Origin of the sequence: Kitasatospora sp. NPDC059160 (genome assembly GCF_042755465.1) — a bacterium.
Classification (GTDB): Bacteria; Actinomycetota; Actinomycetes; order Streptomycetales; family Streptomycetaceae; genus Kitasatospora.
In genome coordinates this window covers 63,030-89,462 of record NZ_JBHZCN010000005.1, presented here as the reverse complement: position 1 = coordinate 89,462, position 26,433 = coordinate 63,030, and the positions used below count along the sequence as shown (strand labels likewise).

27 protein-coding genes and 1 pseudogene are annotated in these 26,433 nt (G+C 75.3%); 17 read left to right on the top strand and 11 right to left on the bottom strand.

The features are described 5' to 3' along the window. Positions 1-29: 29 nt before the first annotated feature. Together ACFXOZ_RS03465 and ACFXOZ_RS03460 are read left to right on the top strand one after the other, a co-directional pair. Complete coding sequence (locus ACFXOZ_RS03465; protein WP_380587007.1) at positions 30-842, top strand: nucleotidyltransferase domain-containing protein; 813 nt, start codon at positions 30-32, stop codon at positions 840-842. Positions 843-965: 123 nt separating this feature from the next. Further along, complete coding sequence (locus ACFXOZ_RS03460) at positions 966-2,183, top strand: glycosyltransferase (RefSeq protein WP_380587004.1); 1,218 nt, start codon at positions 966-968, stop codon at positions 2,181-2,183. A 45-nt stretch (positions 2,184-2,228) separates the two neighbouring features. Here the strand turns inward: ACFXOZ_RS03460 and ACFXOZ_RS03455 are convergent, their stop codons facing one another. Then, a complete protein-coding gene (locus tag ACFXOZ_RS03455) occupies positions 2,229-3,143 on the bottom strand; it encodes a hypothetical protein (RefSeq protein WP_380587001.1) in 915 nt (304 codons plus the stop codon). Beyond that, a complete protein-coding gene (locus tag ACFXOZ_RS03450) occupies positions 3,140-3,673 on the bottom strand; it encodes a SigE family RNA polymerase sigma factor (protein WP_375892080.1) in 534 nt (177 codons plus the stop codon). The genes ACFXOZ_RS03455 and ACFXOZ_RS03450 overlap by 4 nt, the downstream gene beginning before the upstream one ends. A gap of 101 nt (positions 3,674-3,774) precedes the next feature. Here ACFXOZ_RS03450 and ACFXOZ_RS03445 point away from each other — a divergent pair, with 101 nt between their 5' ends. The 10 genes from ACFXOZ_RS03445 to ACFXOZ_RS03400 all read left to right on the top strand — a co-directional run bounded on the left by ACFXOZ_RS03445 (position 3,775) and on the right by ACFXOZ_RS03400 (position 12,703). After that, positions 3,775-4,542 (top strand): alpha/beta fold hydrolase, encoded by a 768-nt coding sequence (locus tag ACFXOZ_RS03445; protein WP_375892079.1) that lies wholly within the window; start codon positions 3,775-3,777, stop codon positions 4,540-4,542. Positions 4,543-4,706: 164 nt separating this feature from the next. Then, positions 4,707-5,534, top strand: a complete 828-nt coding sequence (locus ACFXOZ_RS03440) for an alpha/beta hydrolase (protein WP_380586998.1) — start codon at positions 4,707-4,709, stop codon at positions 5,532-5,534. A 448-nt stretch (positions 5,535-5,982) separates the two neighbouring features. Continuing rightward, the gene (locus tag ACFXOZ_RS03435; protein WP_380586995.1) at positions 5,983-6,918 is read left to right on the top strand and encodes an urea transporter; all 936 of its coding nucleotides are present in this window, start codon (positions 5,983-5,985) and stop codon (positions 6,916-6,918) included. A 98-nt stretch (positions 6,919-7,016) separates the two neighbouring features. After that, a complete protein-coding gene (locus ACFXOZ_RS03430) occupies positions 7,017-7,322 on the top strand; it encodes an urease subunit gamma (protein ID WP_188310190.1) in 306 nt (101 codons plus the stop codon). Positions 7,323-7,325: 3 nt separating this feature from the next. Beyond that, positions 7,326-8,171 (top strand): sirohydrochlorin chelatase, encoded by an 846-nt coding sequence (locus ACFXOZ_RS03425; RefSeq protein ID WP_380523118.1) that lies wholly within the window; start codon positions 7,326-7,328, stop codon positions 8,169-8,171. 23 nt (positions 8,172-8,194) lie between these two features. Continuing rightward, the gene (locus ACFXOZ_RS03420) at positions 8,195-8,638 is read left to right on the top strand and encodes an urease subunit beta (RefSeq protein WP_375892073.1); all 444 of its coding nucleotides are present in this window, start codon (positions 8,195-8,197) and stop codon (positions 8,636-8,638) included. Beyond that, positions 8,638-10,362, top strand: coding sequence for an urease subunit alpha (gene ureC / locus ACFXOZ_RS03415; RefSeq protein ID WP_380523120.1), 1,725 nt, complete (start codon positions 8,638-8,640; stop codon positions 10,360-10,362). The genes ACFXOZ_RS03420 and ureC overlap by 1 nt, the downstream gene beginning before the upstream one ends. After that, complete coding sequence (locus tag ACFXOZ_RS03410) at positions 10,359-11,075, top strand: urease accessory protein UreF (RefSeq protein WP_380586991.1); 717 nt, start codon at positions 10,359-10,361, stop codon at positions 11,073-11,075. The genes ureC and ACFXOZ_RS03410 overlap by 4 nt, the downstream gene beginning before the upstream one ends. A 45-nt stretch (positions 11,076-11,120) precedes the next feature. After that, positions 11,121-11,741: an urease accessory protein UreG gene (gene ureG, locus ACFXOZ_RS03405; protein ID WP_380586988.1), complete on the top strand. Its 621-nt coding sequence runs from the start codon at positions 11,121-11,123 to the stop codon at positions 11,739-11,741. Continuing rightward, the gene (locus ACFXOZ_RS03400; protein ID WP_380586985.1) at positions 11,738-12,703 is read left to right on the top strand and encodes an urease accessory protein UreD; all 966 of its coding nucleotides are present in this window, start codon (positions 11,738-11,740) and stop codon (positions 12,701-12,703) included. The genes ureG and ACFXOZ_RS03400 overlap by 4 nt, the downstream gene beginning before the upstream one ends. Before the next feature lie 66 nt (positions 12,704-12,769). Here ACFXOZ_RS03400 and ACFXOZ_RS03395 read toward each other — a convergent pair whose 3' ends face one another. Further along, positions 12,770-13,264 carry a MarR family winged helix-turn-helix transcriptional regulator gene (locus tag ACFXOZ_RS03395; protein WP_380523123.1) on the bottom strand — a complete coding sequence of 165 codons (495 nt, stop codon included), beginning with the start codon at positions 13,262-13,264 and terminating at the stop codon, positions 12,770-12,772. A gap of 68 nt (positions 13,265-13,332) precedes the next feature. Between ACFXOZ_RS03395 and ACFXOZ_RS03390 the strand changes: the two genes are divergently transcribed. Next, on the top strand, positions 13,333-14,208 hold the full coding sequence (locus ACFXOZ_RS03390) for an NmrA/HSCARG family protein (protein WP_380523124.1): 876 nt from the start codon (positions 13,333-13,335) through the stop codon (positions 14,206-14,208). A 98-nt stretch (positions 14,209-14,306) separates the two neighbouring features. Continuing rightward, entirely contained in the window at positions 14,307-15,932 is a 1,626-nt protein-coding gene (locus ACFXOZ_RS03385) for a serine/threonine-protein kinase (protein ID WP_380586982.1), read from the top strand. Between the two features lie 26 nt (positions 15,933-15,958). On the opposite strand, the gene ACFXOZ_RS03380 is transcribed toward ACFXOZ_RS03385, so the two are convergent. The 3 genes from ACFXOZ_RS03380 to ACFXOZ_RS03370 are packed head-to-tail and all read right to left on the bottom strand — an operon-like array spanning position 15,959 to position 18,691. Continuing rightward, the gene (locus ACFXOZ_RS03380) at positions 15,959-16,414 is read right to left on the bottom strand and encodes a protein phosphatase (protein WP_380523126.1); all 456 of its coding nucleotides are present in this window, start codon (positions 16,412-16,414) and stop codon (positions 15,959-15,961) included. Between the two features lie 17 nt (positions 16,415-16,431). Next, positions 16,432-17,271, bottom strand: coding sequence for an SDR family NAD(P)-dependent oxidoreductase (locus ACFXOZ_RS03375; protein ID WP_380586979.1), 840 nt, complete (start codon positions 17,269-17,271; stop codon positions 16,432-16,434). A 37-nt stretch (positions 17,272-17,308) separates the two neighbouring features. After that, positions 17,309-18,691, bottom strand: coding sequence for a LuxR C-terminal-related transcriptional regulator (locus ACFXOZ_RS03370; RefSeq protein ID WP_380586976.1), 1,383 nt, complete (start codon positions 18,689-18,691; stop codon positions 17,309-17,311). Between the two features lie 163 nt (positions 18,692-18,854). Here ACFXOZ_RS03370 and ACFXOZ_RS03365 point away from each other — a divergent pair, with 163 nt between their 5' ends. Then, positions 18,855-19,781 carry an NADP-dependent oxidoreductase gene (locus ACFXOZ_RS03365; protein ID WP_380586973.1) on the top strand — a complete coding sequence of 309 codons (927 nt, stop codon included), beginning with the start codon at positions 18,855-18,857 and terminating at the stop codon, positions 19,779-19,781. Positions 19,782-19,942: 161 nt separating this feature from the next. Continuing rightward, complete coding sequence (locus tag ACFXOZ_RS03360; protein ID WP_380586970.1) at positions 19,943-20,719, top strand: SDR family NAD(P)-dependent oxidoreductase; 777 nt, start codon at positions 19,943-19,945, stop codon at positions 20,717-20,719. Between the two features lie 20 nt (positions 20,720-20,739). Here the strand turns inward: ACFXOZ_RS03360 and ACFXOZ_RS03355 are convergent, their stop codons facing one another. Further along, positions 20,740-21,264, bottom strand: coding sequence for a hypothetical protein (locus tag ACFXOZ_RS03355; RefSeq protein WP_380586967.1), 525 nt, complete (start codon positions 21,262-21,264; stop codon positions 20,740-20,742). A 107-nt stretch (positions 21,265-21,371) separates the two neighbouring features. Between ACFXOZ_RS03355 and ACFXOZ_RS03350 the strand changes: the two genes are divergently transcribed. Continuing rightward, the gene (locus tag ACFXOZ_RS03350) at positions 21,372-22,148 is read left to right on the top strand and encodes a GNAT family N-acetyltransferase (RefSeq protein WP_380523132.1); all 777 of its coding nucleotides are present in this window, start codon (positions 21,372-21,374) and stop codon (positions 22,146-22,148) included. Between the two features lie 19 nt (positions 22,149-22,167). Here ACFXOZ_RS03350 and ACFXOZ_RS03345 read toward each other — a convergent pair whose 3' ends face one another. From ACFXOZ_RS03345 to ACFXOZ_RS03330, 4 genes and pseudogenes are all read right to left on the bottom strand, one after another. After that, positions 22,168-22,851 carry an ABC transporter ATP-binding protein gene (locus ACFXOZ_RS03345; RefSeq protein ID WP_380586963.1) on the bottom strand — a complete coding sequence of 228 codons (684 nt, stop codon included), beginning with the start codon at positions 22,849-22,851 and terminating at the stop codon, positions 22,168-22,170. A gap of 52 nt (positions 22,852-22,903) precedes the next feature. Then, positions 22,904-23,596: an ABC transporter ATP-binding protein gene (locus tag ACFXOZ_RS03340; protein WP_380587089.1), complete on the bottom strand. Its 693-nt coding sequence runs from the start codon at positions 23,594-23,596 to the stop codon at positions 22,904-22,906. A 274-nt stretch (positions 23,597-23,870) separates the two neighbouring features. Further along, the gene (locus tag ACFXOZ_RS03335) at positions 23,871-25,850 is read right to left on the bottom strand and encodes an ABC transporter permease (RefSeq protein WP_380586960.1); all 1,980 of its coding nucleotides are present in this window, start codon (positions 25,848-25,850) and stop codon (positions 23,871-23,873) included. A gap of 124 nt (positions 25,851-25,974) precedes the next feature. Next, positions 25,975-26,391 (bottom strand): annotated as a pseudogene (locus ACFXOZ_RS03330) (hypothetical protein); the annotation flags it as partial. Between the last annotated feature and the right edge of the window lie 42 nt (positions 26,392-26,433).

Below are 26,433 nucleotides of genomic sequence, written 5' to 3'. Positions count from 1 at the left end.
GGGGGCGGTGGGCGCGCCAGAATGCCGCCATGCAGGCGATCACCGAGCACATCGAGCACATGGCGGCCCGGCTGGCCGAAGTTCCGGGCGTGGTGGGGGTGATGCTCGGGGGCAGCCGGGCGCGGGGGGAACACCGGCCGGAGTCCGACTGGGACCTCGGGGTGTACTACCGGGGCGAGTTGGACCTCGCCGCCCTGGGGGAGGTGGCGGGCCCCGGGGTCGAGGTCGCCGGGCCCGGCGGCTGGGGGCCGTGGGTGAACGGTGGGGCGTGGCTGCGGGTCGGCGGGGTCGCCGTGGACTGGATCCTGCGGGACCTCGACCGGGTCGAGCGGGTGTGGGCGGACTGCCGCGCGGGCCGCTACGAGGTCGGCGTGCAGGCCGGGCACCCGCTCGGGTTCTGGTCGCCCTGCTACGTCGGGGAGCTCGCGCTCGGTCGCGTACTCGCCGACCCGGCAGGGGAGTTGGCGACCCTGCGGGCGCAGGTCGCGGACTATCCCGAACCGCTGCGGGCGGCCCTGACGGCCGGGGCCTGGGAGGCGGAGTTCCTGGTCGGTGCGGCCGCGAAGGGTGCGGGGCGGGGCGACGTGCTGTACGTGTCGCTCTGCCTGTCCCGGGCGGTCGGCGTGCTGGTGCAGGCGCTGTACGCGCGGGACCGGCGCTGGTGCCTGAACGAGAAGGGCGCGCTGGCCGTCGCCGGTCGACTCGACGGTGTGCCCGTCGACTTCGAGGCCCGGGTGCGTCGACTGCTCGGCTCCGCCGGGGAGACGCCCGAGGCGCTGGCCGCGACGGTGGACCGGGCACGGCAGTTGGTCGGGGAGGTGGTGGCGGTCCTGCGCGGATGACCGCACGCGCTTCCCGCCACTCTCAAGCTATAGCGCACGGGGGGTCTTGCCGCAAGGCCCCGGTCGTGCCGCAGAATCTCCCCCTCCAGGGTCGTCCCTGGGGAGAACGGGAGGAATGTCAGGATGCGTGTGGTGCTCTCCACCTACGGTTCGCGCGGTGACGTCCAGCCGCTGGCGGGACTCGCGGTGAAGCTGCGGGAACTCGGCGTGCCGGTGCGGGTGTGCGCTCCGCCGGACGAGGAGTTCGCCCGGCGGCTGGCCGTCGACGGGGTCGAGCTGGTCCCGGTCGGACCGGACGTGCGGGCAGCGGTGCGGGCGGCCGTGAACGGGGCGCCGCCCGCGCCCGGGGACTTCCCCCGGCGGGTGGCCACGATGGTCGGGCAGTTCCACGAGGCCGTCGCGGCGACCGCCCGGCCGGGGGGCACAGTGGTGGCCACCGGGCTGTACCCGGCGGTGGCCGGCGCCCGGTCGGCGGCCGAGACGGTCGGCGCCCGCTTCCGGTACGTCGCCCTCCAGCCGACCATGCTGCCCTCCCCGCACCACCCGCCGTTCGAGTACCCGGGCCACCCGCACCCGCCGGGGGTGACGGACAACCGGGAGCTGTGGCAGGAGAACATCCGCACCATGGACGCGCTGTTCCGCGAGCCGGTCAACGCCCACCGGGCCTCGGTGGGCCTGCCCACCGTGGACCGTGTGCGCGACCACATCCTCACCGACCGCCCCTGGCTGGCCACCGACCAACTCCTCGGCCCGTGGCCGGAGTTCGCCGGGAGCACGGTCGTGCAGACGGGGGCCTGGCTGCTGCCCGACCACCGCCCGCTGCCCGCTGCCCTGTCCGCCTTCCTGGACGCCGGGGAGGCCCCGGTGTACGTGGGCTTCGGCAGCATGCCGATGCGCGGCGCGCCCGACGCGGCGCGCGACGCGGTGACGGCCGCGCGGGCCCTGGGGCAGCGGACGGTGCTCGCCCGGGGCTGGGCGGAGCTGGCCCTCGCCGACGGCGGGGGCGACTGCTTCGCCGTCGGCGAGGTCAACCAGCAGGCGCTGTTCCCCCGGGTCGCCGCCGTCGTCCACCACGGCGGCGCGGGCACCACCACCGCGGCCGCCCTGGCCGGGGTCCCGCAGGTGGTGGTCCCGCAGATGGTCGACCAGCCCTACTGGGCGGGCCGCGTCGCCGAGTTGGGGATCGGCGTGGCCCACGACGGGGCCGTCCCCACCGTCGATTCGCTGACCACCGCGCTCCGAGCGGCGCGGGCCCCGGAGGTCGCCGCGCGGGCGACGGCGCTCGCACGCGAGATCCGCACGGACGGGGCGGAGGTGGCGGCGGGGCTGCTGCTGGGCTGACGGCCCGGGCGGAGCCAGGAGGCCAGGGGCCAGGGCGCCAGGAGGTCAGGAGGTCAGGAACTGCGACCCCGAGTCCGGGAGCTTGGCGCCGTTCCGGTCGAAGAACTCCCACAGCTTGGCCGTCTTGCCCGCCGGCCGGGCCACCACGGCCTGGCGCAGCGGCAGGTCGCCCACGGTGACGATGGTCGGTTCGGTGACGCTCCCGTCCGTCCAGGTGACCTTCACCCGGGCGATGTCCGGCCCGAGGCTCAGCGCGACGATCTCGCCCGGCGCCACGGTGTCGCCCTTGCCGCGGGCGCCCTGGAGGCCGCCGGCGATGTACGCGCCGCTGCGGGGGTCGAGCTTGCCGGGGGCAGGGGTGATGCCCTCGGAGTCGTGGCTCTGCCGGACCCCGTCGACCGTGAAGTAGGTGTTGATGACGTCGGAGCCGGCGTCGTAGTACTGGTCGACGTACTCCGGGGTGGGCTTGCCGACCGCCGAGTCGTACGGGCTGCGCTCCTGCCACACGGCGAGGGCCTGCTCGTACGCCCGGTCCCTGGGCGCGGTCGGCCACACCGCCTGCCACAGCTTCCACTCCTTGCCGTCCGCCGTGGTGCCCTGCCCGAGCACCACCCGGAGCGGGGTGAACGGGTCCCGCGCGGACGGGGTGGTGGGCGTGCCCGCCGTGGGGGTCGGCGGGCCGCCGGTGCCGGAGCCGTGGCCGGTGCCCGCGGCGACCAGCGGCTGGGAGGCGGCCGGGGCCGGCCGCAGCTGGCTGATCGCCCCGCCCGCCAGCAGCACCGCCGAGGCCAGCGCCACGGCGCCGACCGCCGTCCGGCGACGGCGCCGGATCCGCCGGCCGCCCGCCACGATGTCCGCCACCGGCACCGGTCCGATCCGCGCCGTCGACGCCGCCTCGGCCAGGCCCAGCCCGACCCACAGATCGGTGTCCTTGCCCGCTTCCGGGTTCTCCATGGTCATACCGCCCCTCCGATCTCAGTCCTGTCCATCGTCTCCACCAGCGCCGGGACCAGCCGCAGCTTCGCTATGCCCTTCGCCGCGTGGCTGCGCACCGCGCCCACCGAGCAGCCCATCGCCAGTGCCGTCTGGCTGTCGCTCAGGTCCTCCCAGTGGCGCAGCACCACCGCCTCGCGCTGGCGCGGCGGCAGGGTGGCGAGCGCGGCCAGCAGTGCGCCGCGCTGGTCGGAGCGGGCGAAGCCGTCCTCCGGCCCGGCCGCGTCCGGCACCGCGTCGACCAGCAGCTCCGGCGGCCGGCGGCGCCAGCGGCGGGCGTGCTGGTTCACCAGGATCCGCCGCACGTAGGCGTACGGATCGTCGGCCCGGCGCACCTTCGACCAGGCCGCGCAGGCCTGTTCCGCCGCCGACTGCACCAGGTCCTCGGCCGCGTACTGCTCGCCGGCCAGCAGGAACGCCGTCCGCACCAGCCGTGGCCAGGCCGCGACGATGAACGTCTGGAACTCCTCGTCCCGTGTGTTCTTCGGTTCTCCCATGAGCACCTCCTCGCCCACCAAGAGCCCACCCGGGGCCGGAAGCGCTTACTCCGCGGAGAAAAGGTTCGCGCCCCACCCTTCCCACGGCTACCATCCGCCGCATGATCCTCTCCCATGACGACTCAGGTGCCGGTCCGGCCGTCCTCCTGCTCCACTCCGCGGTGTGCGACCGGCGGATGTGGGACGCGCAGTGGCAGGCCCTGCTCGACGCCGGCCACCGCGTCGTCCGCTGCGACTTCCGCGGCTTCGGCGGGACGCCGCTCGCCGACGGGCCGTACGCCGCCGGCGCCGACGTCCTCGCCCTGCTCGACCACCTGGGCATCGAGTCCACCGCGGTGGTCGGCGCCTCGTACGGCGGGCGGACGGCCCTGACGGTGGCGGCGCTGCGCCCGCAGGCGGTCACCGCCCTGGCCCTGCTCGGCGCCGGCCGGCCGGGCCACCAGCCCTCCGAGGCCCTGCGGGCCTTCGGCGCCGAGGAGGAGGCGCTGGTGGAGGCGGACGACCTCGACGGCGCCGTCGAGCTCAACGTCCGCACCTGGCTGGGCCCGGAGGCCGACGAGGAGACCCGCGCGTTCGTCCGCCGGATGCAGCGCCACGCCTTCGAGGTGCAGTGGGACGCGACGGGCGGTCCGGAGCAGGAGGAGACCGACCTCGCCCGGATCACCGCCCCGACCCTGGCCGTCGCGGGCGCCCACGACCTGCCGGACTACCGCGCGATCGCCGCCGAACTGCCGGGCCTGCTGCCGAACGCCCGGCACGTCCGCCACCTCGAACTGCCCTGGGCCGGCCACCTGCCGAGCCTGGAGCGCCCGGCGGAGGTGACGGCACTGCTGACGGACTTCCTGCGGGAGTCCTCGGCGGCGCGGTAGCAGGGCGCCGGCCGGGCGGTGGCGGCGCGTCGGCGGGGCCGCGGCGGCGCGGCGGCAGTGCGGTGGTGCGTGTGCGGCGGTCCGGGCCGGGGCGGCTCCGGCGAGTATCGGCCAGGGGGTGGAAAGGCCGGACTCGAACGTGCGTCGGGGGCCATCATGGACGGGTGCACTTCACCTCGGAGACCAGCTCGGACGGCGTCCTGGAACGCCCTTTCGTCCTTGACGGCGTACCCGGCGTGCTCTGGCAGCCGGACGGCTCCGGCCCCGACGACGGCCCTCCCGGCCCCGACGGCCCTCCCGGCCCCGACGGCCCTCCCGGCCCTGACGGTACGGGCCCCGGCGCGCGGCCGCTGGTGCTGCTCGGGCACGGGGGCGGGGGCGGGCAGGGCCGCTGGGGGCCGCGGGAGCGGGCGCTGCGCTGCGCGCGGCGGTACGGGTGGGCGACGGTGGCGATCGACGCGCCCGGGCACGGCGAGCGGGCGCGCACCGCGCAGGACGAGCGGTTCGCCACCGAGATCGGGCAGTTGCTGGCGGCCGGGCGTCCGGTCAGCGCGTGGGTGGCCCGGCACACGGCGGCGCTCGCGGAGCGGGCCGTGCCGGAGTGGCGGGCGGTGCTGGACGCCCTGGCGGACGCGACGGGGGAGGGCCTGGGGCCGGTCGGCTACTGGGGGTTGTCGCTCGGCACGGTGATCGGCGTCCCGCTCGCGGCGGTCGAACCCCGCATCGTGGCGGCGGTGTTCGGCCTGGCGGGGAACGCCGCGCTGGCGGAGGCGGCCGGGCGGGTGACCGTGCCGGTGGAGTTCGTCCTCCAGTGGGACGACGAACTCCAGCCGCGCGAGGGCGCGTTGGCGCTGTACGGGGCGCTGGGCTCGCGGGAGAAGACGCTGTACGCCAACGCCGGGGGCCATCTGGCGGTGCCCGACTTCGAGGCGGCGGCCTCGGAGGGCTTCCTGCTGCGCCACCTCGGCGGCGGGGGGCCGGCGGCGGCCTGACCGGAGCCGTGTGCGCCGGCGTCCCGATCCGACCACACTTCCGCCACATCCACCCGGCGCTTCACAGCTTTCCCACAGCTTTCCCATGGTTTCCGCTGTCCGTATTGCCGGGATCGGCGGAATTTGTCAAGAATTACTTGACATGGTCATATTCCGGCGCTTGTCGAGGGCGAGTAAAACTTCGCAAAGAATTGCCCTCCTCAACCACTCTGTCGGACGTTGATTTCAACAGAATGTTGCAGCTCAGCGGCCCTGCCGTCACCCACCGTCGATTTGGCGTGACCCACCGCGCCCATCCCGCTCCGCAATCCGCAGGAGTACGGTTCCCAACGAATCGCCGAACGGGCTCCCGAGTAATCTCCCGAGCCCCCTCGGCCGTACCGGGGAATTGGTGCGCCGCATGGGTCTGCAAAAGGGTGGGGAAGGAGTCCCGGAAGGGGTTCCGCCGGTGGTCCGTCCGCTATCCGTCAAGTTGGTCGTCGAAGTCCTGCGCGGTGTCGCCCAGGTCGATTTCATGCCGTCCGCCGTGTGCGGACTCCTCTTCGTCGTCGCACTGTTCGCCGCCGGCTGGCAGTACGGCGTCTACGGCCTGCTGGGCAGCGCCGTCTCCACCGCCGCCGGGTACGCTCTCCGGCTGCGGCGGGACACCGTCGAGGCGGGGCTGACCGGGTACAACGGGTGCCTGGTGGCGCTCGGTTGCGCGGTGTTCCTCGACCCGGGCGATCCGGCCACGGTCGTGGTCGCGGTGCTCGGCGCGGTGGTCGCCGTGGTGGTGACCGCCGGGCTCGGGGTGCTGCTGGAAGGGCGTGGACTGCCCGCGCTGACCGCGCCGTTCTGCCTGGTCGCGACCGCCGTCACGGTGGCCGCGCCCGGGTTCCGGCGGCTGTGGCCGGAGGGCGGCAGCCCGGCCGCGCTGCCCGCACCGGCCACCGGCGGCACCGGCCTGAGCTGGGAACACCTCTGGCACGGGTTCTTCGCCAACATCGGCCAGGTCTTCCTCATGCCCCAGTGGTACGTCGGCCTGCTGTTCCTGGCCGGGCTGTTCGCGGCCGGCCGGCTCGCCGGGCTGATGGCCTGCGTCGGCAGCGCCACCGCACTGCTCACCGCCCGGGTGTTGGGCGCCCCGGCGGAGGCGGTCGAGCAGGGGCTGCTCGGCTACAGCAGTGTGCTGGTGGCGCTGGCGCTGTGCGGGGTGTTCATCGCCCCGGACGGCTGGAGCGCGGCCTACGCCGTGCTCGGTGCGGCGGCCGCCACCGTGCTGACCCCGGCGCTCGGCGCGGTCACCGCGCCGTTCGGCGGCCACGCCTTCACCTGGCCGTTCGTCCTGACCACCCTGCTGTTCCTGGCGGCGGTGCCGGCGATTCCCCGGCTGCGTCGGATCTGAACCCGTAGTCGCCCTAACCTGGTATTCCGTCGGCCAACTCCCCTGCAATTCCTATGACTTGCATTTCGTCGGATTCTCGGAAAGGAGAAGTGGTTCCGATGAACCTCTCCCCGCGTGAGATGGACAAGCTCTACATCTACGTCGTGGCCGATCTGGCCCGCAAACGCCGCGACCGCGGCGTCAAGCTCAACTACAGCGAGGCCTGCGCGCTGATCAGCGAGGCCATCATGGAGGGGGCCCGGGACGGCCGCACCGTCGCCGAGTGCATGGAGATCGGCAAGCAGGTCGTCAGCAACGCCGAGGTCATGCCCGGCGTCCGCGAGATGCTGCCGCTGCTCCAGGTCGAGGCCGCCTTCCTGGACGGCACCAAGCTGGTCTCCTGTCACGACCCGGTCGGTGCCTGACCCATGACCGCACCACAGTCCGCCACGGTCGTGCTGGCCGGCGGGCACGAGAGCGACGGCGGCCGCGACCTGGCCGCCCTGGTCGGGCAGGGGCGCGGGCAGGGGCACGGGTACGCCGGGCACGCGGCGGCCGCCGCCGGGCGCCCGCTCGCCGAAGCCGTCCGGTCCGCCCTGGCGGCCGGGGACGGGCCGGTGTGCGTCGTCCCGATGACCCTCGGCCGCGACCCGAAACTGATCGCCGACACCGCCCGCGCGCTGCGCTGGCTCGCCGCCGGCGAGGGCCGCGGACGGCTCGCGCTCACCGCACCCTTCGGCGCCGCCGAGCACCTGATCGGCTGGCTGCGCGCCGCCGCGGCCACGGCCGGCGACGGGGACGCCGTCCTGGTCACCGCCCCGGCGGCCGGGCCCTTCGAGGACGCCGAACTGTTCCGGATCGCCCGGCTGGTCCGCCAGTACGGGCGCCACCACCGGGTCGAGGTCGCCTTCACGGGCGGCGACCCCGACCCGGCCGAGGGCGTCGAACGCTGCCGGCTGCTCGGCGCCGGGCGGGTCACGGTCGTCCCGGCCTCCTTCGGCACCGCGCTGCCCCCGGGCCCGACCGGCGAGGGCGTCCGGGACGGCGGCCCGCTGCTGCGCCCGGCCGCGATCGCCGGAGTGGTCGCGGCCCGCACGGCGGCGGCGCTGCACCTGCTCGGCCACGGCGAGGACGGCATCCTGGCCGGCCTCGACGCCGAGCACGGCCACGGCTACGCCCACAGCCACGGCCCGGGCGAGGCGCACCACCACCACGGCCACCCGCACGCCCCCACGCACCCCCACCCCCGAGCACCTGCACACACCCCCCACTGAACCGGCAGAGAGGAAGGCCAGCCATGTCCGGTGGCGCTGCGTACCTGTACGGCGACGACCCGGTGGAGATCAACGCCGGCCGCGCCAAGGCCACGATCACGGTCAGCAACACGGGCGACCGCGCGATCCAGGTCGGTTCCCACTACCACTTCTTCGAGGCCAACCGCGCCCTCGACTTCGACCGCAACGCCGCCTTCGGCAAGCACCTCGACATCCCGGCCGGCACCGCCGTCCGCTTCGAGCCGGGGGACACCAAGGACGTCACCCTGGCCGAGTTCGGCGGGCACCGCCGCCTGGTCGGTTTCAGCAACCTGGTGGACGGCGGCACCACCGCGCGCGACACCCGTGCCCGGGCCATCGACCGGGCCATCGCGCGCGGCTTCAAGGGCACCAACCTCGACCTCAAGGACGACGACCTGCACGGCAGGGACTTCCACACCCGGACCCACTCGGAGGGCGACCGCTGATGGCCATGCTGTCCCGCAAGCAGTACACCGACCTCTTCGGCCCCACCGTCGGTGACCGCTTCCACCTGGCCGACACCAACCTCGTGGTCGAGGTCGAACAGGACTTCAACCAGGGCCACTACGGCGACGAGGCCGTCTACGGCGGCGGCAAGGGCATCCGCGACGGCATGGCCCAGGACCCGGCCGCCACCTCGGCGCAGGGCGCGCTCGACCTGGTGATCACCAACGTCGTCGTGCTGGACCCGGTGCTCGGCGTGGTCAAGGGCGACATCGGCGTCAAGGACGGCTTCATCACCGCCGTCGGCAAGGCCGGCAACCCGCACACCCAGAGCGGGGTGCACCCCAAGCTGGTGATCGGCCCCGGCACCGAGGTGATCTCCGGCGAGCACCTGATCGCCACCGCCGGCGGCATCGACACCCACATCCACTTCATCGCCCCGCAGCAGGCCCAGGAGGCGCTGAGCAACGGCATCACCACCCTGATCGGCGGCGGCACCGGCCCCTCCGACGGTACCAACGGCACCACCTGCACCCCCGGCCCGTGGAACATCGGGCGGATGTACCAGGCGGTCGAGGACCTCCCGGTCAACGTCGGCCTGCTCGGCAAGGGCAACGGCTCGCTGCCGGGCGCGCTGCGCGAGCAGGTCGAGGCCGGGGTGTGCGGGCTCAAGGTGCACGAGGACTGGGGCAGCACCCCGGCGGCCATCGACAGCGCGCTGCGGGTCGCCGACGAGTACGACGTGCAGGTGGCCATCCACACCGACACCCTCAACGAGTCCGGCTTCTTCGAGGACACCCTGTCCGCGATCGACGGCCGCACCATCCACACCTTCCACACCGAGGGCGCGGGCGGCGGCCACGCCCCCGACATCATGCGGATCGCCGGTGAGCCCAACGTGCTGCCGTCCTCCACCAACCCGACCCTGCCCTACACCGTCAACTCGGTGGACGAGCTGCTCGACATGGTGATGGTCTGCCACCACCTCAGCCACGACATCCCCGAGGACGTCTCCTTCGCCGACTCCCGGGTGCGCGCCGAGACCATCGCCGCCGAGACCGTGCTGCACGACGAGGGCGTCATCTCGATCTTCTCCTCCGACTCGCAGGCCATGGGCCGGATCGGGGAGTCCTTCACCCGCGCCTTCCAGACCGCCCACCACTGCAAGGCGCAGCGCGGCAAGCTGGACGGCGACAGCGAGCGCAACGACAACGTCCGGGTGCTGCGCTACCTCGCCAAGCTCACCATCAACCCGGCGATCGCCTCCGGCACGGCCGAGTACATCGGCTCGCTGGAGCCCGGCAAGCTCGCCGACATCGTGCTGTGGCCGATCAACTCCTTCGGCGCCAAGCCCAAGCTGGTCATCAAGGGCGGCCTCATCAACTGGGCGCTGATGGGCGACCCCAACGCCTCGCTGCCCACCCCGCAGCCGGTCTACTACCGGCCCATGTACGGGGCGCTCGGGCGGGCCAGGCAGGCCACCCGGATCACCTTCATGTCCCAGGCCGCCGTCGACCTCGGGGTGCCGAAGGAACTCGGCCTGGACAGCCGGGTGCTGCCGGTGCGGCACTGCCGCTCGGTCGGCAAGCAGCACATGGTGCGCAACGACGCGCTGCCGAGGATCGCGGTCGACCCGGAGACGTACAAGGTCACCCTGGACGGCGAGCCCGCGACCATCGAGCCGGCCCGCGAACTGCCGCTCAACCACCTGTTCTACCTCGCGTGAGCGGCGCCGACCCGGGGCCCGCCGACGCCGGGCTGGACGCCCTGCTGGTCAGCCTCCAGCTGACCGACTCGGCCTTCCCCAGCGGCTTCTACACCCTCTCGCACGGCCTGGAGGGCTACGCCCAGGCCAAGGCCGTCACCGCCGACACCATGCCGGTGCTGCTCGCCGACCTGCTGCGGCACAGCGTCGGACCGGCCGACGCCACGGCGCTCGCCCTGGCCCACCGGGCCGCCGGCGCCGGGGACTGGGCGCTGCTCGCCGAGACCGACCAGCGGCTGCACGCCACCAAGCTCAACCGCGAGCTGAGGCTCGCCGCCACCCGCACCGGGCGCCAACTCCTGGACATCGCCCGGGAGTCGGTGGGCGGCGAGCCGCTGGAGCGGTACGCCGCCCTGGTCGCCGACAAGCGTGCCCCCGGCTGCCAGGCGGTGGCCGCCGGGGTCGCCTACGCCTCGGCCGCCGTCCCCGTCGAACAGGCCGTGGCGGGCGACCTGTTCGCCTTCTGCACCAGCTTCGTCGGCGCCGCGCTGCGGCTGCGGCTGACCGACCACCGCAAGGCGCAGGTGGTGCTGCGGGCCACCGCCCCGGTCATCCGCGAGGTCGTGGCGGCCGCGCTGGAGCGGGAGTCGGCGGAACTCGGCGGCTGCGTACCGGTCGCGGACGCGATGTCCGGACGGCACGAACGGGCCGAGGCCCGGCTCTTCGCGAGCTGAACACCCGCTGAACGCTGGACACCCCTACGAATGGAGGAGGACCCCATGACCGAGAACGTGCTCCGGGTGGGCATCGGCGGCCCGGTCGGCTCCGGCAAGACGGCGCTCATCGAGGCGCTGGTGCCGGTGCTGATCGAGCGCGGCCACCGCCCCGCGGTGATCACCAACGACATCTACACCCAGGAGGACGCCCAGCACGTCCGCCGCACCCTCGCCGGGGTGCTCGACCCGGAACGGGTGGTCGGCGTCGAGACCGGCGCCTGCCCGCACACCGCCGTGCGCGACGACCCGACCATGAACCTGGCCGCCGGGGCCGAGATGCTGGAGCGCTTCCCCGACGTCGACACCCTGCTGTACGAGTCCGGCGGCGACAACCTGACCCTGACGTTCAGCCCGGTGCTGGTCGACCTCTTCCTGTTCGTCCTCGACACCGCCGAGGGCGAGAAGATGCCCCGCAAGCGCGGCCCGGGCATCACCGAGTCGGAGCTGCTGGTCATCAACAAGACCGACCTCGCCCCGTACGTGCGCGCCGACCTCGGCGTCATGGAGTCCGACGCCCACCGGGTCCGCGAGGGCGGGCCGGTGGTGCTCACCAACTGCCTGACGGGGGAGGGGCTGGAGGAGATCGCGACCTTCCTGGAGACCTTCCGCAAGGTCCCGGCGTGACGGTGGCCGCGCGGGCCCCCGAGGGGCGGCGGCCGGTGCCCCGGCTCGACCCCCGGCACTACGAGCCGGCCCGGGTCCCGCAGGCGGTCCGCCGGTACGCCGCGACGCCCGACACCCTCGCGGTCGGGCGCCCCGGCAAGGTCGGGCTGCTGGAGCTGGCCTTCGAGCGGATCGGCGGGCGCACCGAACTCACCGGCCACTACCAGAAGTCGCCGCTGCAGATCATGCGCCCGCTGTACTTCGACCCGGCCCGCCCCGACCTCGCCGTCACCCTGCTGATGTCCACCGGCGGCGGCATCCTCCAGGCCGACCGGCTGCGCACCGACATCCGCTGCGGGGCCGACACGGCGGTCCACCTGACCACCCAGGCGGCCACCAAGGTCTACCGGATGGAGTACGACTACGCGACGCAGCTGGTCAATCTGGAGGCCGGGCCCGGCGCCTACGTGGAGTACCTGCCCGAGCCGGTGATCCCCTTCGTCGACTCGCGCCTCTACCAGCGCACGGTGCTCACCGTGGACCGGGGGGCGACCGTCCTGGCGGGCGAGACCGTCCTCGCCGGCCGCCTCGCCCGGGGTGAGCGCAACGCCTACCAGGTCTTCGCCTCGGACCTCGAAGTTCGGCGCCCCGACGGCGAGTTGGTGGCCCTGGACACCGTCCGGCTGGAGCCCGCCGGGGCCGGCGTCACCGGCCCCGCCGTACTCGGCGGGCACGACGTGATGTCCAGCCTCTACGTGCTCAGCCCGCTCGCCCCCGCCGCCCGGATCGCCGACGCGCTGCACGAGGCCCTGGCCGACCGCGGCCTGCTGTACGGGGTCAGCGTGCTGCCGCAGGACAGCGGTGCCTGGCTGCGGCTGCTCGACTCCGACACCCGCGTCTGCGCCGCCGCCCTGCGGGCCGCCTGGGACGCCGTCCGCCGGCTGCTGATCGGGGCGCCGGCGCCGGAGCTGCGCAAGACCTGACGGGGCCGGGGGCCGGGGGCCTGGTCGGGCGGGGGAGGCCTGGTCGGGCCCGGAGTCCTGGCGTCCCTAGGAGTCCCGGTCGCCCCCGGGGCGCAGGTCCGTGTCGGCGAGGCGGGCGATCTGCCGGTGGCTGAGTTCGACCGTGCGGTTCATGTGCCGGAGCAGGAAGGCCAGCTCGTCCTCGCTGTCCTCGGCGAAGATCGCGGCCCAGTCGCCGCCGAGCTCGCGCCAGACCTCCCCGAAGCGCGCCAGTGCGTCGGGGAGGACGGCGACCAGCACCCGGCGGCGGTCGGCCTCGTCCCGCTGCCGGGCCACCAGGCCCGCCTTCTCCAGGCGGTCGACCAGTCGGGTCGCCGAGCCGCTGGTCAGTCCGGTCAGCTCGGCGACCCGGCCGGTGGTGACGGGGCCGTCCTCCAGGGTGAGCAGGTTGAGGCACTGGACGTCGGTCGGGTGCATGCCGAGGTGGTCCGCGACGGCCTGGTTGAACAGCACGTAGGAGGCCAGGTAGCGGCGCGAGAGCGGCCAGAGCCGGGCCAGCAGTTCGTCGCGGTGGGGGGTCATGGGGCCAGGGTAACCGGCAGGCCGTTAATCATTTGCGTCACGCAGAGATCTCTTCGTATGTTGTCTGCATGACGCAGATAATATCTCGACCCCCCGTCGCCGTCACCGGAGCCACCGGCGCCCAGGGCGGCGCCACCGCCCGGGCCCTGCTCCGGGCCGGCCGCCCGGTCCGGGCCCTCACCCGCGACCCCGGCTCCCCGGCCGCCCGCGAACTCGCCGCCCTCGGCGCCGAGCCGGTCCGTGCCGACTTCGACGACCCGGCCTCGCTCGCCGCCGCCCTCGACGGCGCCGGGAGCCTCTTCGCGATGTCCACCCCGTTCGGGACGGACCTCGACACCGAGGTCCGCCAGGGCATCGCCCTGCTCGACGCCGCCCGCGCCGCCGGCACCGTCCGGCACGTCGTCCTCACCTCCGCCACCAACGCCGACCGCTCCACCGGCATCCCGCACTTCGACTCCAAGCAGCGCATCGAACAGCACCTCGCCGGCCTCGACCTGCCCTGGACGGTCATCGGCCCGGCGGCCTTCCTGGACAACTACGCCAACGACTGGACCCTCGCCTCGCTGCGCGAAGGGGTCTTCCCGCTGCCCATGCCCCCCGGCGTCCCCCTCCCGGTGATCGCCGCCGAGACCATCGGCGACTTCGCCGCCCACGTCCTGGCCCACCCGGACGACTACGCGGGGCGGCGCATCGACATCGCCTCCCAGTGGTGCACCGGCGAACAGATCGCCGCCGCCATCACGGCGGCGGCCGGCCGGCCGGTCCGCTGCCAGGAGGTGCCGCTGTCCGTCGTCGAGACCTACTCCCAGGACCTCGCCGCGATGTTCCGCTACTTCCAGGAGGTCGGCCTGGAGATCGACACCGACACCCTGCACGCCGAGACCCCGGCCGTGCAGTGGCGCACGCTGGAGTCCTGGGCCGCCGGGCAGACCTGGGACCTCTGACCCGCTCCGCCCCGGCGGCGCCGGCCCGCCCCGTCGGCCAGGCCGGTGCGGGACTGCCGGTGTCACCGATGACGGACCGCGCCCCTACGATGACCGTCATGAATTCTGGGGGGCCGGGGCTCCAACTCATCGACGGACGCTTCGAACTGGTGGAGCGGCTGGGCGGCGGCGGCATGGGACTGGTGTGGCGGGCACGCGACACCCTCCTGGAGCGCGAGGTGGCCCTGAAGGAGGTGCGCCCGCCCGACCCGGCCGACCTCGCCGGCGACCCGGGCGCGGCGGCGGTGCTGCGCGAGCGGGTCCTGCGGGAGGCCCGGTCGCTGGCCCGGCTCAACCACCCCCATGTGGTGACGATCCACCACATCGTCGACCGGCCCGAGTACCCGCACCCCTGGCTGGTCATGGAGCTGGTGACCGGCGGCTCGCTGCACGAGCGGCTCGCACGCGGCCCGATGACGCCCCTGGAGGCGGCCCGGCTCGGCCGCGGCGTGCTGTCCGCCCTGAGCGCCGCGCACGCGGCCGGCATCCAGCACCGCGACGTCAAGCCCGGCAACGTCCTGCTGCGCCCGGACGGCACCCCGGTCCTCACCGACTTCGGCATCGCCGCGCTGTCGGAGGCGCCCAGCCTGACCACCACCGGCGCCCTGATCGGCTCGCCCGAGTACATAGCCCCCGAGCGGGTCCGCGGCGAGGAGGGCAACCCGGCCTCCGACCTGTGGTCGCTCGGCCTGATGCTGTACGTCGCGGTGGAGGGGCAGCACCCGCTGCGGCGCGCCACCACCCTCGCCACGCTGGCCGCCGTGCTGGACGAGCCGGTACCGGCCCCGGTGCGGTCCGGGCCGCTGGGCCCGGTGCTCGCCGCCCTGCTGGTGCGGGACACGGCCGCGCGCCCCGACGCCTGGCAGCTCGACCGGCAGCTCGCCGACGCCGAGGTCGCGGCGGCGGCCGAGGCCCAGGCCGGGGCGGTCGGCACGGTCCGCCTGCTCCCGCCCGCGGCCGCCACGGCCACGGCCACCGGCCCGACGGCCACGGCCACCGCCCCGCCGCCGACCGGGTACGCCACGGGGCACCCCACCGGGCAGGCCTACGGCCCGCCGCAGACCCTCGGCCAGGAGCCGCGCGACGCGACGCCCCCGCCCCGGCCCGGCAGGCTGCGCGGCGCGCTGCGCACCGGCTACCTGGTGCTGGTCCCGGTGCTGATGGTGAGCATCGGCTTCGCCGTCCAGCACTTCGCGGCCCGGGGCGGCGACAGCACCGCCACCCCGCCGGCGGCCTACCCGGGCCTGCTGACGCCGACGGGCGCGCGCGGCGCCGTCCAGTCCATGAGCCAGAAGTCGGGCGGCCGCCCCTTCCTGGAGTTCACGCTCCGGCAGGACTCCGGCGACGCCCTCGTCGCGACCGCCGCCAACCCGAACCTCTACGACAGCCTCTCCTACCGCGACGGCAAGTCCACGCCCGGCATCCGCTCCGGCACCGTGGCCTTCGGCGAGAAGCCGCTGGACCTCCGGTCCGTCAACTGGGACGCCCTCCCCGCGCTGCTGCAACGGGCCGACGCCGAACTCGGCATCACCCACCCGACCAGCCACTACGTGTTCCTGCACGACGCCCAGGGGATGGGCGACACCGAACCGTCGCTGCTGGTGTACGTCGCGGACGCCTACGGCGCCGCCTACCTCAGGGCGGACTTCGACGGCACGGTCGTGAAGGCGTACCCGCGCAGCTGAGGACCGGTCAGTCGCCGCAGGACCGGTCAGTCGGTCGAGGGCCGGGCCCAGCGCTCCACGAACTTCCGCTGCCAGGGCGTCTCCACGGCGTGTCGGCCGTAGTGCTCCCGCACGTACCCGACCGCCTCCGCCGCCGGCACGCCGTCCAGCACGGCGATGCAGGCCAGGGCCGTGCCGGTGCGCCCGCGGCCGCCCGCGCAGGCGAGTTCGACCCGCTCGCCGGTGCAGCGCTCCCAGGCCTCCCGGAAGGCGTCGGCGGCGTCCGTGCGGTCGGCGGGCAGCCGGAAGTCGGGCCAGCGCACCCAGCGGCTCTCCCAGGGGAGCGGCTTCGGTTCGCGCCCCAGCAGGTAGATGCCGAAGTCGGGGCGCGGGCCCGGCGGCAGCGGGTTGAGGACGCCGCGGCCGCGCAGCAGCCGCCCGGAGGGCAGGCGCAGCACGCCCGGGGCGTCGGGGGCCCAACTCGTGCGGGGGTGCTCGGTCATGTCGTTGATGTCGCCTTTCAGAGGTCGGCGTGCCCGACGAGCTTCAAGCAGCGCTCCCACAGCTCGGCCCGGGCCCGCAGGTCGTAGGCCTGGCGGTTGGCGCGGGCCTCGCGCAGCCGGTCGTAGTAGCGGCCGGTGGTGCCGGCCAGGGCCGGGTCGGTGACCAGCCGGTGGGTGGCGGTGACGCCGTCCTCCAGGCTGTCGATGCTGTGGCCGATCTCCCGGAGCACCATCTTGGTGGGCATGTACGTCGACGGGTGGAGGCTGTTGACGGTCACTTCGGCGGCCGGCGCCCGGGCGGCGAGCTCCATGCCGCAGGCGATCTGGGCGAGCTTGCTGCGGCAGTACGCGCTGGTGCCGTCGTAGCCGTTCTCCAGCATGAGGTCGTCGAAGTCGATCTCCTGCTGTCCGGCGGAGGCGACGTTGACGATCCGGGCGGGCGCGCAGGCGCGCAGCAGCGGCAGCAGTTCGAGGCTGAGCAGGAAGCCGGCCAAGTGGTTCACGGCGAAGCGCAGTTCGTGGCCGTCGGCGCTGGTGCGGCGGGTGCGGCCGTCAGGTTCGCCGGCGCCTATGCCCGCGTTGTTGACGAGGACGTCGAGCCGGCCGGTGGTGGCGCGGACCTCGGCCGCGAGGGCGCGGACCTGCTCCAGCTCGGCGAGGTCGGCGAGCAGGGTGGCCGGGCGGGCCGTCCCGTGGGCCTCGGCCACCTCCCGGGCGGTGCGGTCGAGCCGGTCCCGGTCGCGGCCGTGCAGCAGGAGGGTGGCGCCCTCGGCGGCCAGGCGGTGGGCGAGGGCGCGGCCGAGGCCGTCGGTGGAGCCGGTGATGAGAACGGTCCGCGGTGGGGTGGGCGTGGTCATCGGGACTCCTGTCAACGGGTGTGGCGGCGGATCCGGTTCAGGATGCCACGTGCAGCCGCGCGCCGCCGGGCATCCCGGCGCGGTGGGCGAGGGCGGCCGCCTCGCCGCGCGAGCCGACACCCAACTTGGCCAGGATGTTGGCGACGTGGAACTTCACCGTGGACTCGCTGATGTGCAGCTCCGCGGCGATGTCCCGGTTGCGGCGGCCCTGGGCGAGCTGGTCGAGCACCTCCAGTTCGCGCGGCTGGAGCCCGTCCAGCGGGTCGGTGACGGCGGTCGGCGAGGGCATGCCGAGCGGCAGCTCCACCGTCACGGTGGTGCCCCAGTTGGGGACGGACTCGACCTCGTAGCGGCCGCCGAGGGCGGTGATCCGGTCGGCGGTGCGGTGGACGGCGAGGGCGTCCGCGGCGAGCACCCCGAGGCCGTCGTCGCGCACCACGGTGCGCAGCGCGCCGTCCGCCGTGAACTGCCAACTCAGGTGCAGCCGACCGGGCTTCTCCTGCTCCATCATCAGCATGACGGCGCACTGCACGGCGGCCCGGGCGGTGTGCGCGGTGTCCGCGGGGATGGACCGGGTGGCGTCGGACGGCGGCGCGAGGTCGAGCCGGACCCCGGTGTGCCGCAGCAGCGGGCGCAGTTCGCGGGCGAGCCGGGCGAACGCGGCGTCGGCGGGCTCCTCGCTGAGCTCGCGGTCCAGGTCCGCGGCCCGGCGCAGGTCGAGCAGGGCGGTGACGGCCAGGTCGGTGGCGGCCCGGCGGGCGGCGCGGTCGTCCAGGTCGGCCGAACGCAGCGGCGCCAGGACGGCGGTCAGCGCGGCGCTGTGGGTGCCGGTGAACTCGGCGATGGTCCGGGCCCGGGTGACGGCCGCGGTACGGGAGATCATCGCCTGACCGGGCGCGGCGTCGGTGGCGCGGTGCTCGGAGTGGGCGATCACCAGCTCGCACACCTGCTGGAGGACGGCGAGCGCACCGGCCGGCACCGGCGCGGCGTCGCCGCGGACCAGGACCAGCAGCACCTCCTTGTCGTCGGCCGGAGCGGCGATCACCACCACCGGCCGGGTCCGGCCCGCCAGTTCGGCCTCGCCCTGCCAGGGGCGGCCGGCCGAGGTCGTCCCGGCGGCCTGCTCGGCGAGCCGGGCCAGCTCCAGCCCGGAGAGGCCGCCGACCAGCTCGCGCGGGCCGTGGGCGTTGGCGGGGGAGTAGGCGCAGACACCGCTCAGGTGGGCGATCGCGACGTGCGGGACGAGCGTGCGGACCACCGCCGACAGCCGCGGCACCACCTCGGGCCGGGGCGCGCGCAGCACCTCGACGGCCCGCGCCAGCGCGTCCTCGGGGCGGCCCCAGTACTCCCGCCAGGCCTCGTCGGGGCCGGGGCCGTCCACCGCGTCCATGCCTTCGTGCGACTCCATGCCTGCGTCCATGCCCTTCACCCTAGTTCCGGGGCCGCCCCCGGCCGCCCCTCCCTTCGGCCAGGTGGAACTGTCCGAACGGCCGGCCGGGGGCCTGCGGCCGGCGCCGCAGGATGGAGCCGTCGGAACGAACAACCCCCGGACGGACAACGCCCGGACGAACCGAGGATCTTCCATGACCAAGGCCATCGCTTTCCCCCGGTACGGCGACGCGGACGTGCTGCGCCCGATCGAGCTCGACCTGCCCGCCCCCGGGCCCGGCCAGGTGCGGGTCGCGGTCCGCGCGGTCGGCGTCAACCCGCTGGACCACAAGGTGCGCAGCGGCGCGTTCGACGGCATCATCCCGGTCACCTTCCCCGCCGTGCCCGGCTACGAGGTCGCCGGGGTGGTGGAGGCGGTCGGCGCGGAGGTCACCGCCTTCGCCCCCGGCGACGAGGTGTTCGGCGCCCTGATGGGCGGCGGCTACGCCGAGCACGCGCTGCTCGACGCCGACCAGGTGGTGGCCAAGCCCGCCACCTTGAGCTGGGAGGAGGCCGCGGCGATCCCGGTCGCCGCCGAGACCGCCGAGCGGGTCCTCGACATCCTGGGCGTGCGCTCCGGGGAGACGCTGCTGGTGCACGGCGCCGCCGGGGCCGTCGGCACCCTGCTGCTCCAGTTCGCCCGGGCCCGCGGCATCACCGTGATCGGCACCGCGAGCGAGGCCAACCACGCCTACCTGCGGGAGCTGGGCGCGATCCCGGTGACGTACGGCGAGGGCCTGGCCGAGCGGGTGCGGGCGGCCGCGCCGGGCGGGGTCGACCGCGTCCTGGACGCGGCGGGCAAGGGAGTGCTGCCGCTCTCCGTCGAACTGGCGGGCAGCGCCGAGCGGGTGCTGACGATCGCCGACATCCCCGGCGCGCAGGAGCACGGCATCCGTTTCAGCGGCGGAGCCGAGGGCGGCGAGTCGTACCACGGGCGCGCCTTCGCGGCCGCCCTCGCCCTGCACCGGGCGGGCACCCTGCGGCTGCCGCTGCACCGGGTGCTCCCGCTGGCGGAGGCGGCGCAGGCGCACCGGATCAGCGAGGACGGGCACGTGCGGGGGAAGATCGTCCTCACGGTCTGAGCGGCCTGAGTGGCCTGAGTGGTCCGAGTGGTCCGAGCGCTGCCGCCGTCCGAGCGCTGCCGCCGTCCGGGCCGGTCCGCCGTCCGGGCCGGTCCGCTGTCGGCCCGGGCCCGTCGGGCGGAAGTCCGGCCCCGCGCCGCCGCGCTCGGTAGAGTCCCGCCATGGTGACTCTGAACGCGGCGGGGCGGCTGGCCGGCCGTTCCTGCGTGGTGACCGGCGCGGCCAGCGGCATCGGCCGGGCCGTCGCGGAACGCTTCGTCCGGGAGGGCGCGTCGGTGGTGGCCACCGACCTGGACGCCGAGGGGCTGGACCGGCTGGCCGGGCGGTTCCCGGAGGCCGTCGGCACGGTGGTCGGTGACGTGTCCGTCGACGCGGACGCCCGCCGGATGGTCGCGGCGGCCGTCGAACGGCACGGGCGGATCGACGTGCTGGTGGCCAACGCCGGGGTGATCCCGCTGATGGACATCACCGAGGCGAGCGCCGAGGACTGGGACCGGGTGATGGCCGTCGACGGCCGCGGCATGTTCCTCACCTGCAAGTACGCGATCGAGGCGATGCTCGCCCAGGAACGGCCGGGCGGCTCGATCGTCTGCCTGTCCTCCATCTCGGGCGAGGCCGGCCAGCGCGGCCAGGCGGTGTACGGGCCCGCCAAGTTCGTCGCCTCCGGGCTGACCAAGCACCTCGCCGTCGAATGGGCGGACCGCGGCATCCGGGTCAACGCCGTCGCCCCCGGCACCATCGGCACCGAGCGGGTCGCCCGGCTGCGGGACGAGCCCGGCGGGCCCGAGTACCTGGCGGCGATCGAGAAGCTGCACCCGATGGGCCGTCTCGGCGACCCGGCCGAGGTCGCCGCCGCCGTCCTCTTCCTCGCCTCCGAGGAGGCCTCGTTCATCACCGGCGCCGTCCTGCCGGTCGACGGCGGCTACCTGGCGCAGTAGCGGGCGGGGCGCGGGGCCGATCAGGCGCCGCCCGCCGTTCCGACGTCGCGGACCCAGACGGGCAACGGCGGGAGGGGCGGCCCCGGGACCCAGTTCCCGTCCGCGGCCAGGACGTCCCCGTCGTTCGGGGGTTCGTCGAGGTCGCCGATGTCCACCAGTTCGGTGCGCAGGACCGTGCCGGGCTCGTCGTCGGCGAGGTGGTCCGCGACGATCGGGCCGAGGTCCGTGGTCGGCAGGTAGTTCCCGCGGAACGGCAGGTCCCGCGGCCCGACCGAGCCGGTCGAGCAGCGCAGTTGCCCGGCCAGCACGTCGTGCCAGACGTAGAAGGTGGCCGGCCCGTGGTGGCCGAGTGCCCGGACCCGCTCCAGGAGCAGGGCGGCGGTGCGCTCGAAGGCGTCCACCACCTGCTGGACGGACAGCGTCCGCCGGTCCTCCTCCTCGGCGGTCATCCACCAGGTGTTGGTCCGCTGCTCCGCCGGACGGTCGTTCGGGTCCAGTATCAGCGGGTCGTCCGCGAGTTCGGCGATCCACGTGAGCAAGGGCATGGCGGCAGTATCCCAGCCGCCGCGCCCGCCCGCGCCGGGCGGGGGCGTTCGTGGGCGGGCCGCAAAAGCGGTGGCGCCCGGCCGTCGCGGCGTGCTGGAGTGGTCGGATGGATCGTGATCATGTACTCGCCCTGTTCGACCAGCGGATCCGGCGCGACGCGCGGCCGGACGGCCCCGACGTCCGGGTCGAGCGCGACGGCGCCGTGGTGCGCCAGGTGGGGGGCGAGCACGCCTGGAACGGCATCGTCTGGTCCGGACTGGACGAGGCCGGGGCGGACGCCGCGATCGCCGCGCAGGTCGCCCACTTCACCGGGCTGGGCCTGGAGTTCGAGTGGAAGACCTACAGCCACGACCGCCCCGCCGACCTCGGCCGGCGGCTGCTCGCGGCCGGGTTCACCGCCGAACCCGACGAGGCGCTGATGATCGCCCGGATCGCGGACCTGCCCACCGACGCGGCCCTGCCCGAGGGCGTCCGGCTGGAGCCGGTGACCGACGAGGCCGGGGTGGACCTCATGGTGACCGCCCACGATCTGGCCTTCGGGGCCGCATCCCCGACCCTGCGCGGGCGCCTGCTCGACCACCTCCGGCACGACTCGGAGACGCTGCTCCTGGTCGTCGCGATGGCCGGCGACCAGCCGGTGAGCGCCGCCCGGACGGAGCTCACCCCGGGCACCGGCTTCGCCGGCCTGTGGGGCGGCGGCACCGTCCCCGGCTGGCGCGGGCGCGGCATCTACCGCGCTCTGGTCGCCCACCGCGCCCGCCAGGCCGCCGCACTCGGCTACGAGTACCTCCAGGTCGACGCGAGCGACCAGAGCCGCCCCATCCTGGAGCGGCTCGGCTTCGCGCGGCTCAGCACCACCACGCCGTACGTGTACCAGCCGTAGGGCCCGGGCGCCGGGGGCGTCACGGCGTGGGCGTGAACCGCCCCGGCAGTGCCTCCCCCGGCTCGCCCGAGAACACCACCTCACCCCGGTGCAGCACGTGCACCGCCGCCGCCCCCGCCAGCGAGCGCGGCAGGGACTGCACGGCCAGCACCACCGTACGGCCCCCGGCCGCCCCGGCCAGCAGCACCGCGTGCAGCCGCGCCGCCACCGCCGGCGCCAGCCCGCGCTCCGGCTCGTCCAGCAGCAGCAGATCGGGCCGCGCCCCCAACGCCCGCCCCACCGCCACCAGTTGGCGCTGACCGCCGGACAGCGTGCCCGCCCGGCGGGGCAGCAGCGCGGACAGCTCCGGGAACGCCTCCAGCACCTCCGCCGGCACCTCCGCCCGCCCCGCACCGCCCAGGCCCAGGTTCTCCGCCACGGTGAGCGAACCGAACACCCCGCGCTCGGCCGGCACCAGCGCCAACCCCAGCCGCACCCGCCGGTGCACCGACAGCCCGGTGACGTCCCGCCCCCGCCAGCACACCCGCCCACCGGACAGCGGTACCACCCCCGCCAGGGCGTGCAGCGCACTGGTGCGCCCCGAACCGTTGCGGCCCAGCAGGACGGTGACGGCGGCGGCCGGAAAGGCGAGGTCCACACCGTGCAGCGCCTCCAGCGGCCCGTACCGGACCCGGACGCCGCACAGGGCCGCGGCTACCGGCATGCGATCACCCCGGCGGCGTCCAAGCAGGGCTTCCCGTAAGGGAGTTCGGCACTCACGGGCGGCCACCCCAGGCCTCGGCCACCCGGGCGTCCGCCAGCACCGCCGCCGTCGGCCCGGCCGCCACCACCCGGCCCTGCGCCATCGCGTAGACGGCATCGGCGAGTTCGGCCACCAGCTCGGCATCGTGCTCGACCAGCAGCAGCGCCATCCCACGCCCCGCGAGAGCGCGCAGTACCGCCACCAGACGGCCCGTCTGGGCGGCATCGAGCCCCGCCGCCGGCTCGTCCAGCAACAGCACCCGGGGCTCGCCCGCCAGCGCCCGCGCCAACTCCACCAGCCGCAGCACCCCGGTGGGCTGCACCCCCGCCGGCTCGTCCGCGACACCCCGCAACCCGAGCAACCCCAGCGCCCGCTCCGTCCGCTCCGCCGCCCCCCTGCCCCCTCGCTGCTCCGCGCCCACCCGCACGTTGTCGGCCACCGAGAGGGTCGGGAAGACGGCGATCTGCTGGAACGTCCGCGCCAACCCGAGCCGCACCCGCCGGTGCGCGGCCACGGCGGTCACGTCCCGCCCGCCCAGCAGCACCTGCCCGGCATCCGGCCGCACCGTCCCCGCCAGACAGTCGAACAGGGTGCTCTTCCCCGCCCCGTTCGGCCCGATCAACGCCGTGATCCGCCCACCCGGAGCCACCAGGTCCACCCCGCCCACCGCCACGATCCCCCCGTACCGCCGCACCACCCCCCGCACGGTCAACCGCGCCGCCGTCACGACGCCCCACCGGGGGGCGTCGTCCAGCTGAACAGGCCTACGGGGAAGGTGAGGTGGCTCGTCGTCCGCCGTCTCCGGCCGGCAGGGGCCTCGGCTCCTGCCCGCGGTCGTAGGGCGTCGGGTCGGGCCGCACCCGGCAGGGTGGTGGCGCGGGGGAGTCGGTGGTGGATCCGGCCGCAGTGTCGGGCGGGGGGCGAGGATCTGTTCAACGGGCCTTCCTTCGCAGGGAGTTCGGGTGGCGCCGGTGCTCCGTTCACGGGCGGCGGTTCAGGGTGGCGCGGAGGCGTCGGCCGGTGGGGGTGAGGCGGCCGGGCGGGAGGTCTGGCGGGGGGTCGCGCCGTGCGGTGGGGAGGGCGGCGAGGCCGCCGGGGAGGCGGCCGATGGCGGCGGCGAGGACGCCGACCGCGACGGCCGAGACGCCGGTGACGGTGCCCGCGTCGAGGCCGATCAGCAGGGCGGCGGCGAGGACGGCGCCGAGGGCGCTGTCGGCGCCGGCGACGACCACGGCGGCGAACCAGAGCAGGCCGCGGACCGGGTCGAAGGACGCCGCGTCGAAGGCGCGGCCCGCGAGGCCCATCAGGCCGCCGCCGAGGGCGGCGAGCGCGGCGCCGACCACGAAGGCGAGGAGTTTGAGGCCCGGTACGTCGACGCCCGCCGCGACCGCACCGGCCTCGTGGTCGCGCATGGCGGTGAGGGCGCGGCCGAGGCGGCCGCGGTGGAGGGCGCGGACGGCGAGCAGACCGAGGCCGAGCAGGAGGAGTTCGGCGAGGTAGAAGGCGCGGTCGCCATCGAGGAGGGCGGGGCGGTCGAGGGTGAGTCCGGTGGTGGCGTAGGGCTGCTGGAAGACGAAGCGGCTCAGCGCGGTGCCGAAGGCGAAGGTGACGAGGGCGAGGGCGAGTCCGCGGCGGCGGATCGCGGGCCGGCCGGTGAGCAGGCCGAGCGGGGCGGTGGCGAGGACGGCGAGCAGCAGTGCGGGGACGGCCGGGAGGGCCGGCAGGCCGGGGACGCGACCGCTCATCAGCAGGGCGGTGCCGAGCGCGCCGAGGCCCGCGTACCCGGCCTGGCCGAGGGAGGTCTGCCCGCCGTAGCCGGTGACGACGACGACGGACAGCAGCACCAGGGCGAGGGCGGGGACGAGCAGGGCGCTGCGCAGGTCGTTGCCGCGGAAGCCGAAGGGCAACAGGAGCAGCACCAGGCAGACCGCGCCGGCCGACCGCCCGCCGCCGCCTCCTCCTCCTCGCCCTCCTCCTCGTCCTCCTCCGGGTCGGTGGCTCCGGGAGGTGAGCGGCGCCCCGCCGTCCGGGGCCCGGCCCCCGGTGATGCCGGGCCCCGCGAGCAGGGCGGCGGCGAGCAGCGCGATCACGAACAGGTTGGACTGCACCGCCTGGACCAGCGGCAGCAGTTGGCCGGACGGGCGGAGCCGGGTGAGTTCGGACTGGGCGATGCCGAGTCCGAGTCCGGTGGCGACGGCGACGGGGATGCTGCGCAGCCGGGCGGCGACGGCGACGGCCATGGTCTCCATGACCAGCAGCGGCAGCCCGTACGGGTCGAGCAGCAGGTAGGGCGCGAGGGCGACGCCGACGAGTCCGGCGGTGAAGGTGCCGAAGGCCCAGCCGAGGGCGGAGACCCGGTCGGCGTCGACGCCGGTGAGGGCGGCGAGCCGGCGGTCGTCGACGACGGCGCGCAGGTGGAGGCCGAGGCGGGTCCAGCGGGTGGTGGCGGCGACGGCGAGGCCGAGGACCAGGATCGCGGCGAGCTGGGCGACGGTGTCGGGGCGCAGGGTGTGGCCGCCGGGCAGCCGGATCGGGGCGCCGCCGAACGGGCTGGGCGCGCCGGCCAGCGGGGCCGGTCCCCACAGCAGGACGGCGACTCCGATGAGCAGCACGAACACGCCGAGCCCGGCGACCATGGTCTCGGCCGGTCCGGCGCCGCGCCGTTGCAGCGGGCGGTGCACGAGGACGTCGAGGAGCACGCCGAGGGCGGGCGCGACCACCAGCAGGCAGCAGGCGAGGGCCGGCCAGACCGGCCAGTGCCGGACGACCACGAGGTCGCGCAGCAGGTAGGCGACGGCCATGGCCTGGGCGCCCTGGGCGATGTTGAGCACGCCGGTGGCGCGGTGGCAGACGACCAGTCCGATGCCGCTGAGCGCGGCGGCACTGCCGACGGTGAGCCCGGCGAGGGCGAGGTCGAGGGTGAGGCCGAACGAGTCGGGCGCGGCGAGCAGGACGGTCATCGGTTCAGCCGCTCGGCGGGGCGGCTTCGCCCGGACGGGTGGCGGGCCTGCTCGGGGCGTCCGGGGTGTTCGGGGGGTTCGGGGTCTCCGGGAGCCCCAGGGCGTCCGGGGCCCCGGGGGCGTCCGGCGAGCAGAGCGGGCAGGGCGTCAGACCCCGCTCCCGTACGGCGGCCGCGTCCACCGGTGCGGCCGTCGCCTTGCCGGTGACCAGTGGGCAGTCCGGCCGGTGGTAGCGGGTGCCCTCGGGGACGGCGAGCGGCCCCGACCGGTGCGCCGGGGCCGGATCAGGCCCCGGCCCCGGCTCGGCCCCGGGCTCCACCAGCAGGTCGTACAGCCGCTCGACCCGCCGGTCGGTCAGTTCCCCCAGGCGCCCGCGCGGGGGCGGCGGCCGCAGCGCGACCAGGACGGCGCCGGCCACGATCAGGGCCGCGCCGGGGACGGTGGCGGAGGCCAGGTAGGGGACCTGCTGCTCGACGAAGCGTTCGCCGGAGACCCCGTACCAGCCGAGCACGCACAGCACGGCCCCGACCGCGAGGAGCAGCCAGCCGGCCCGGTCACGCCCGGCCCGCTCGCGCCCGGCCCG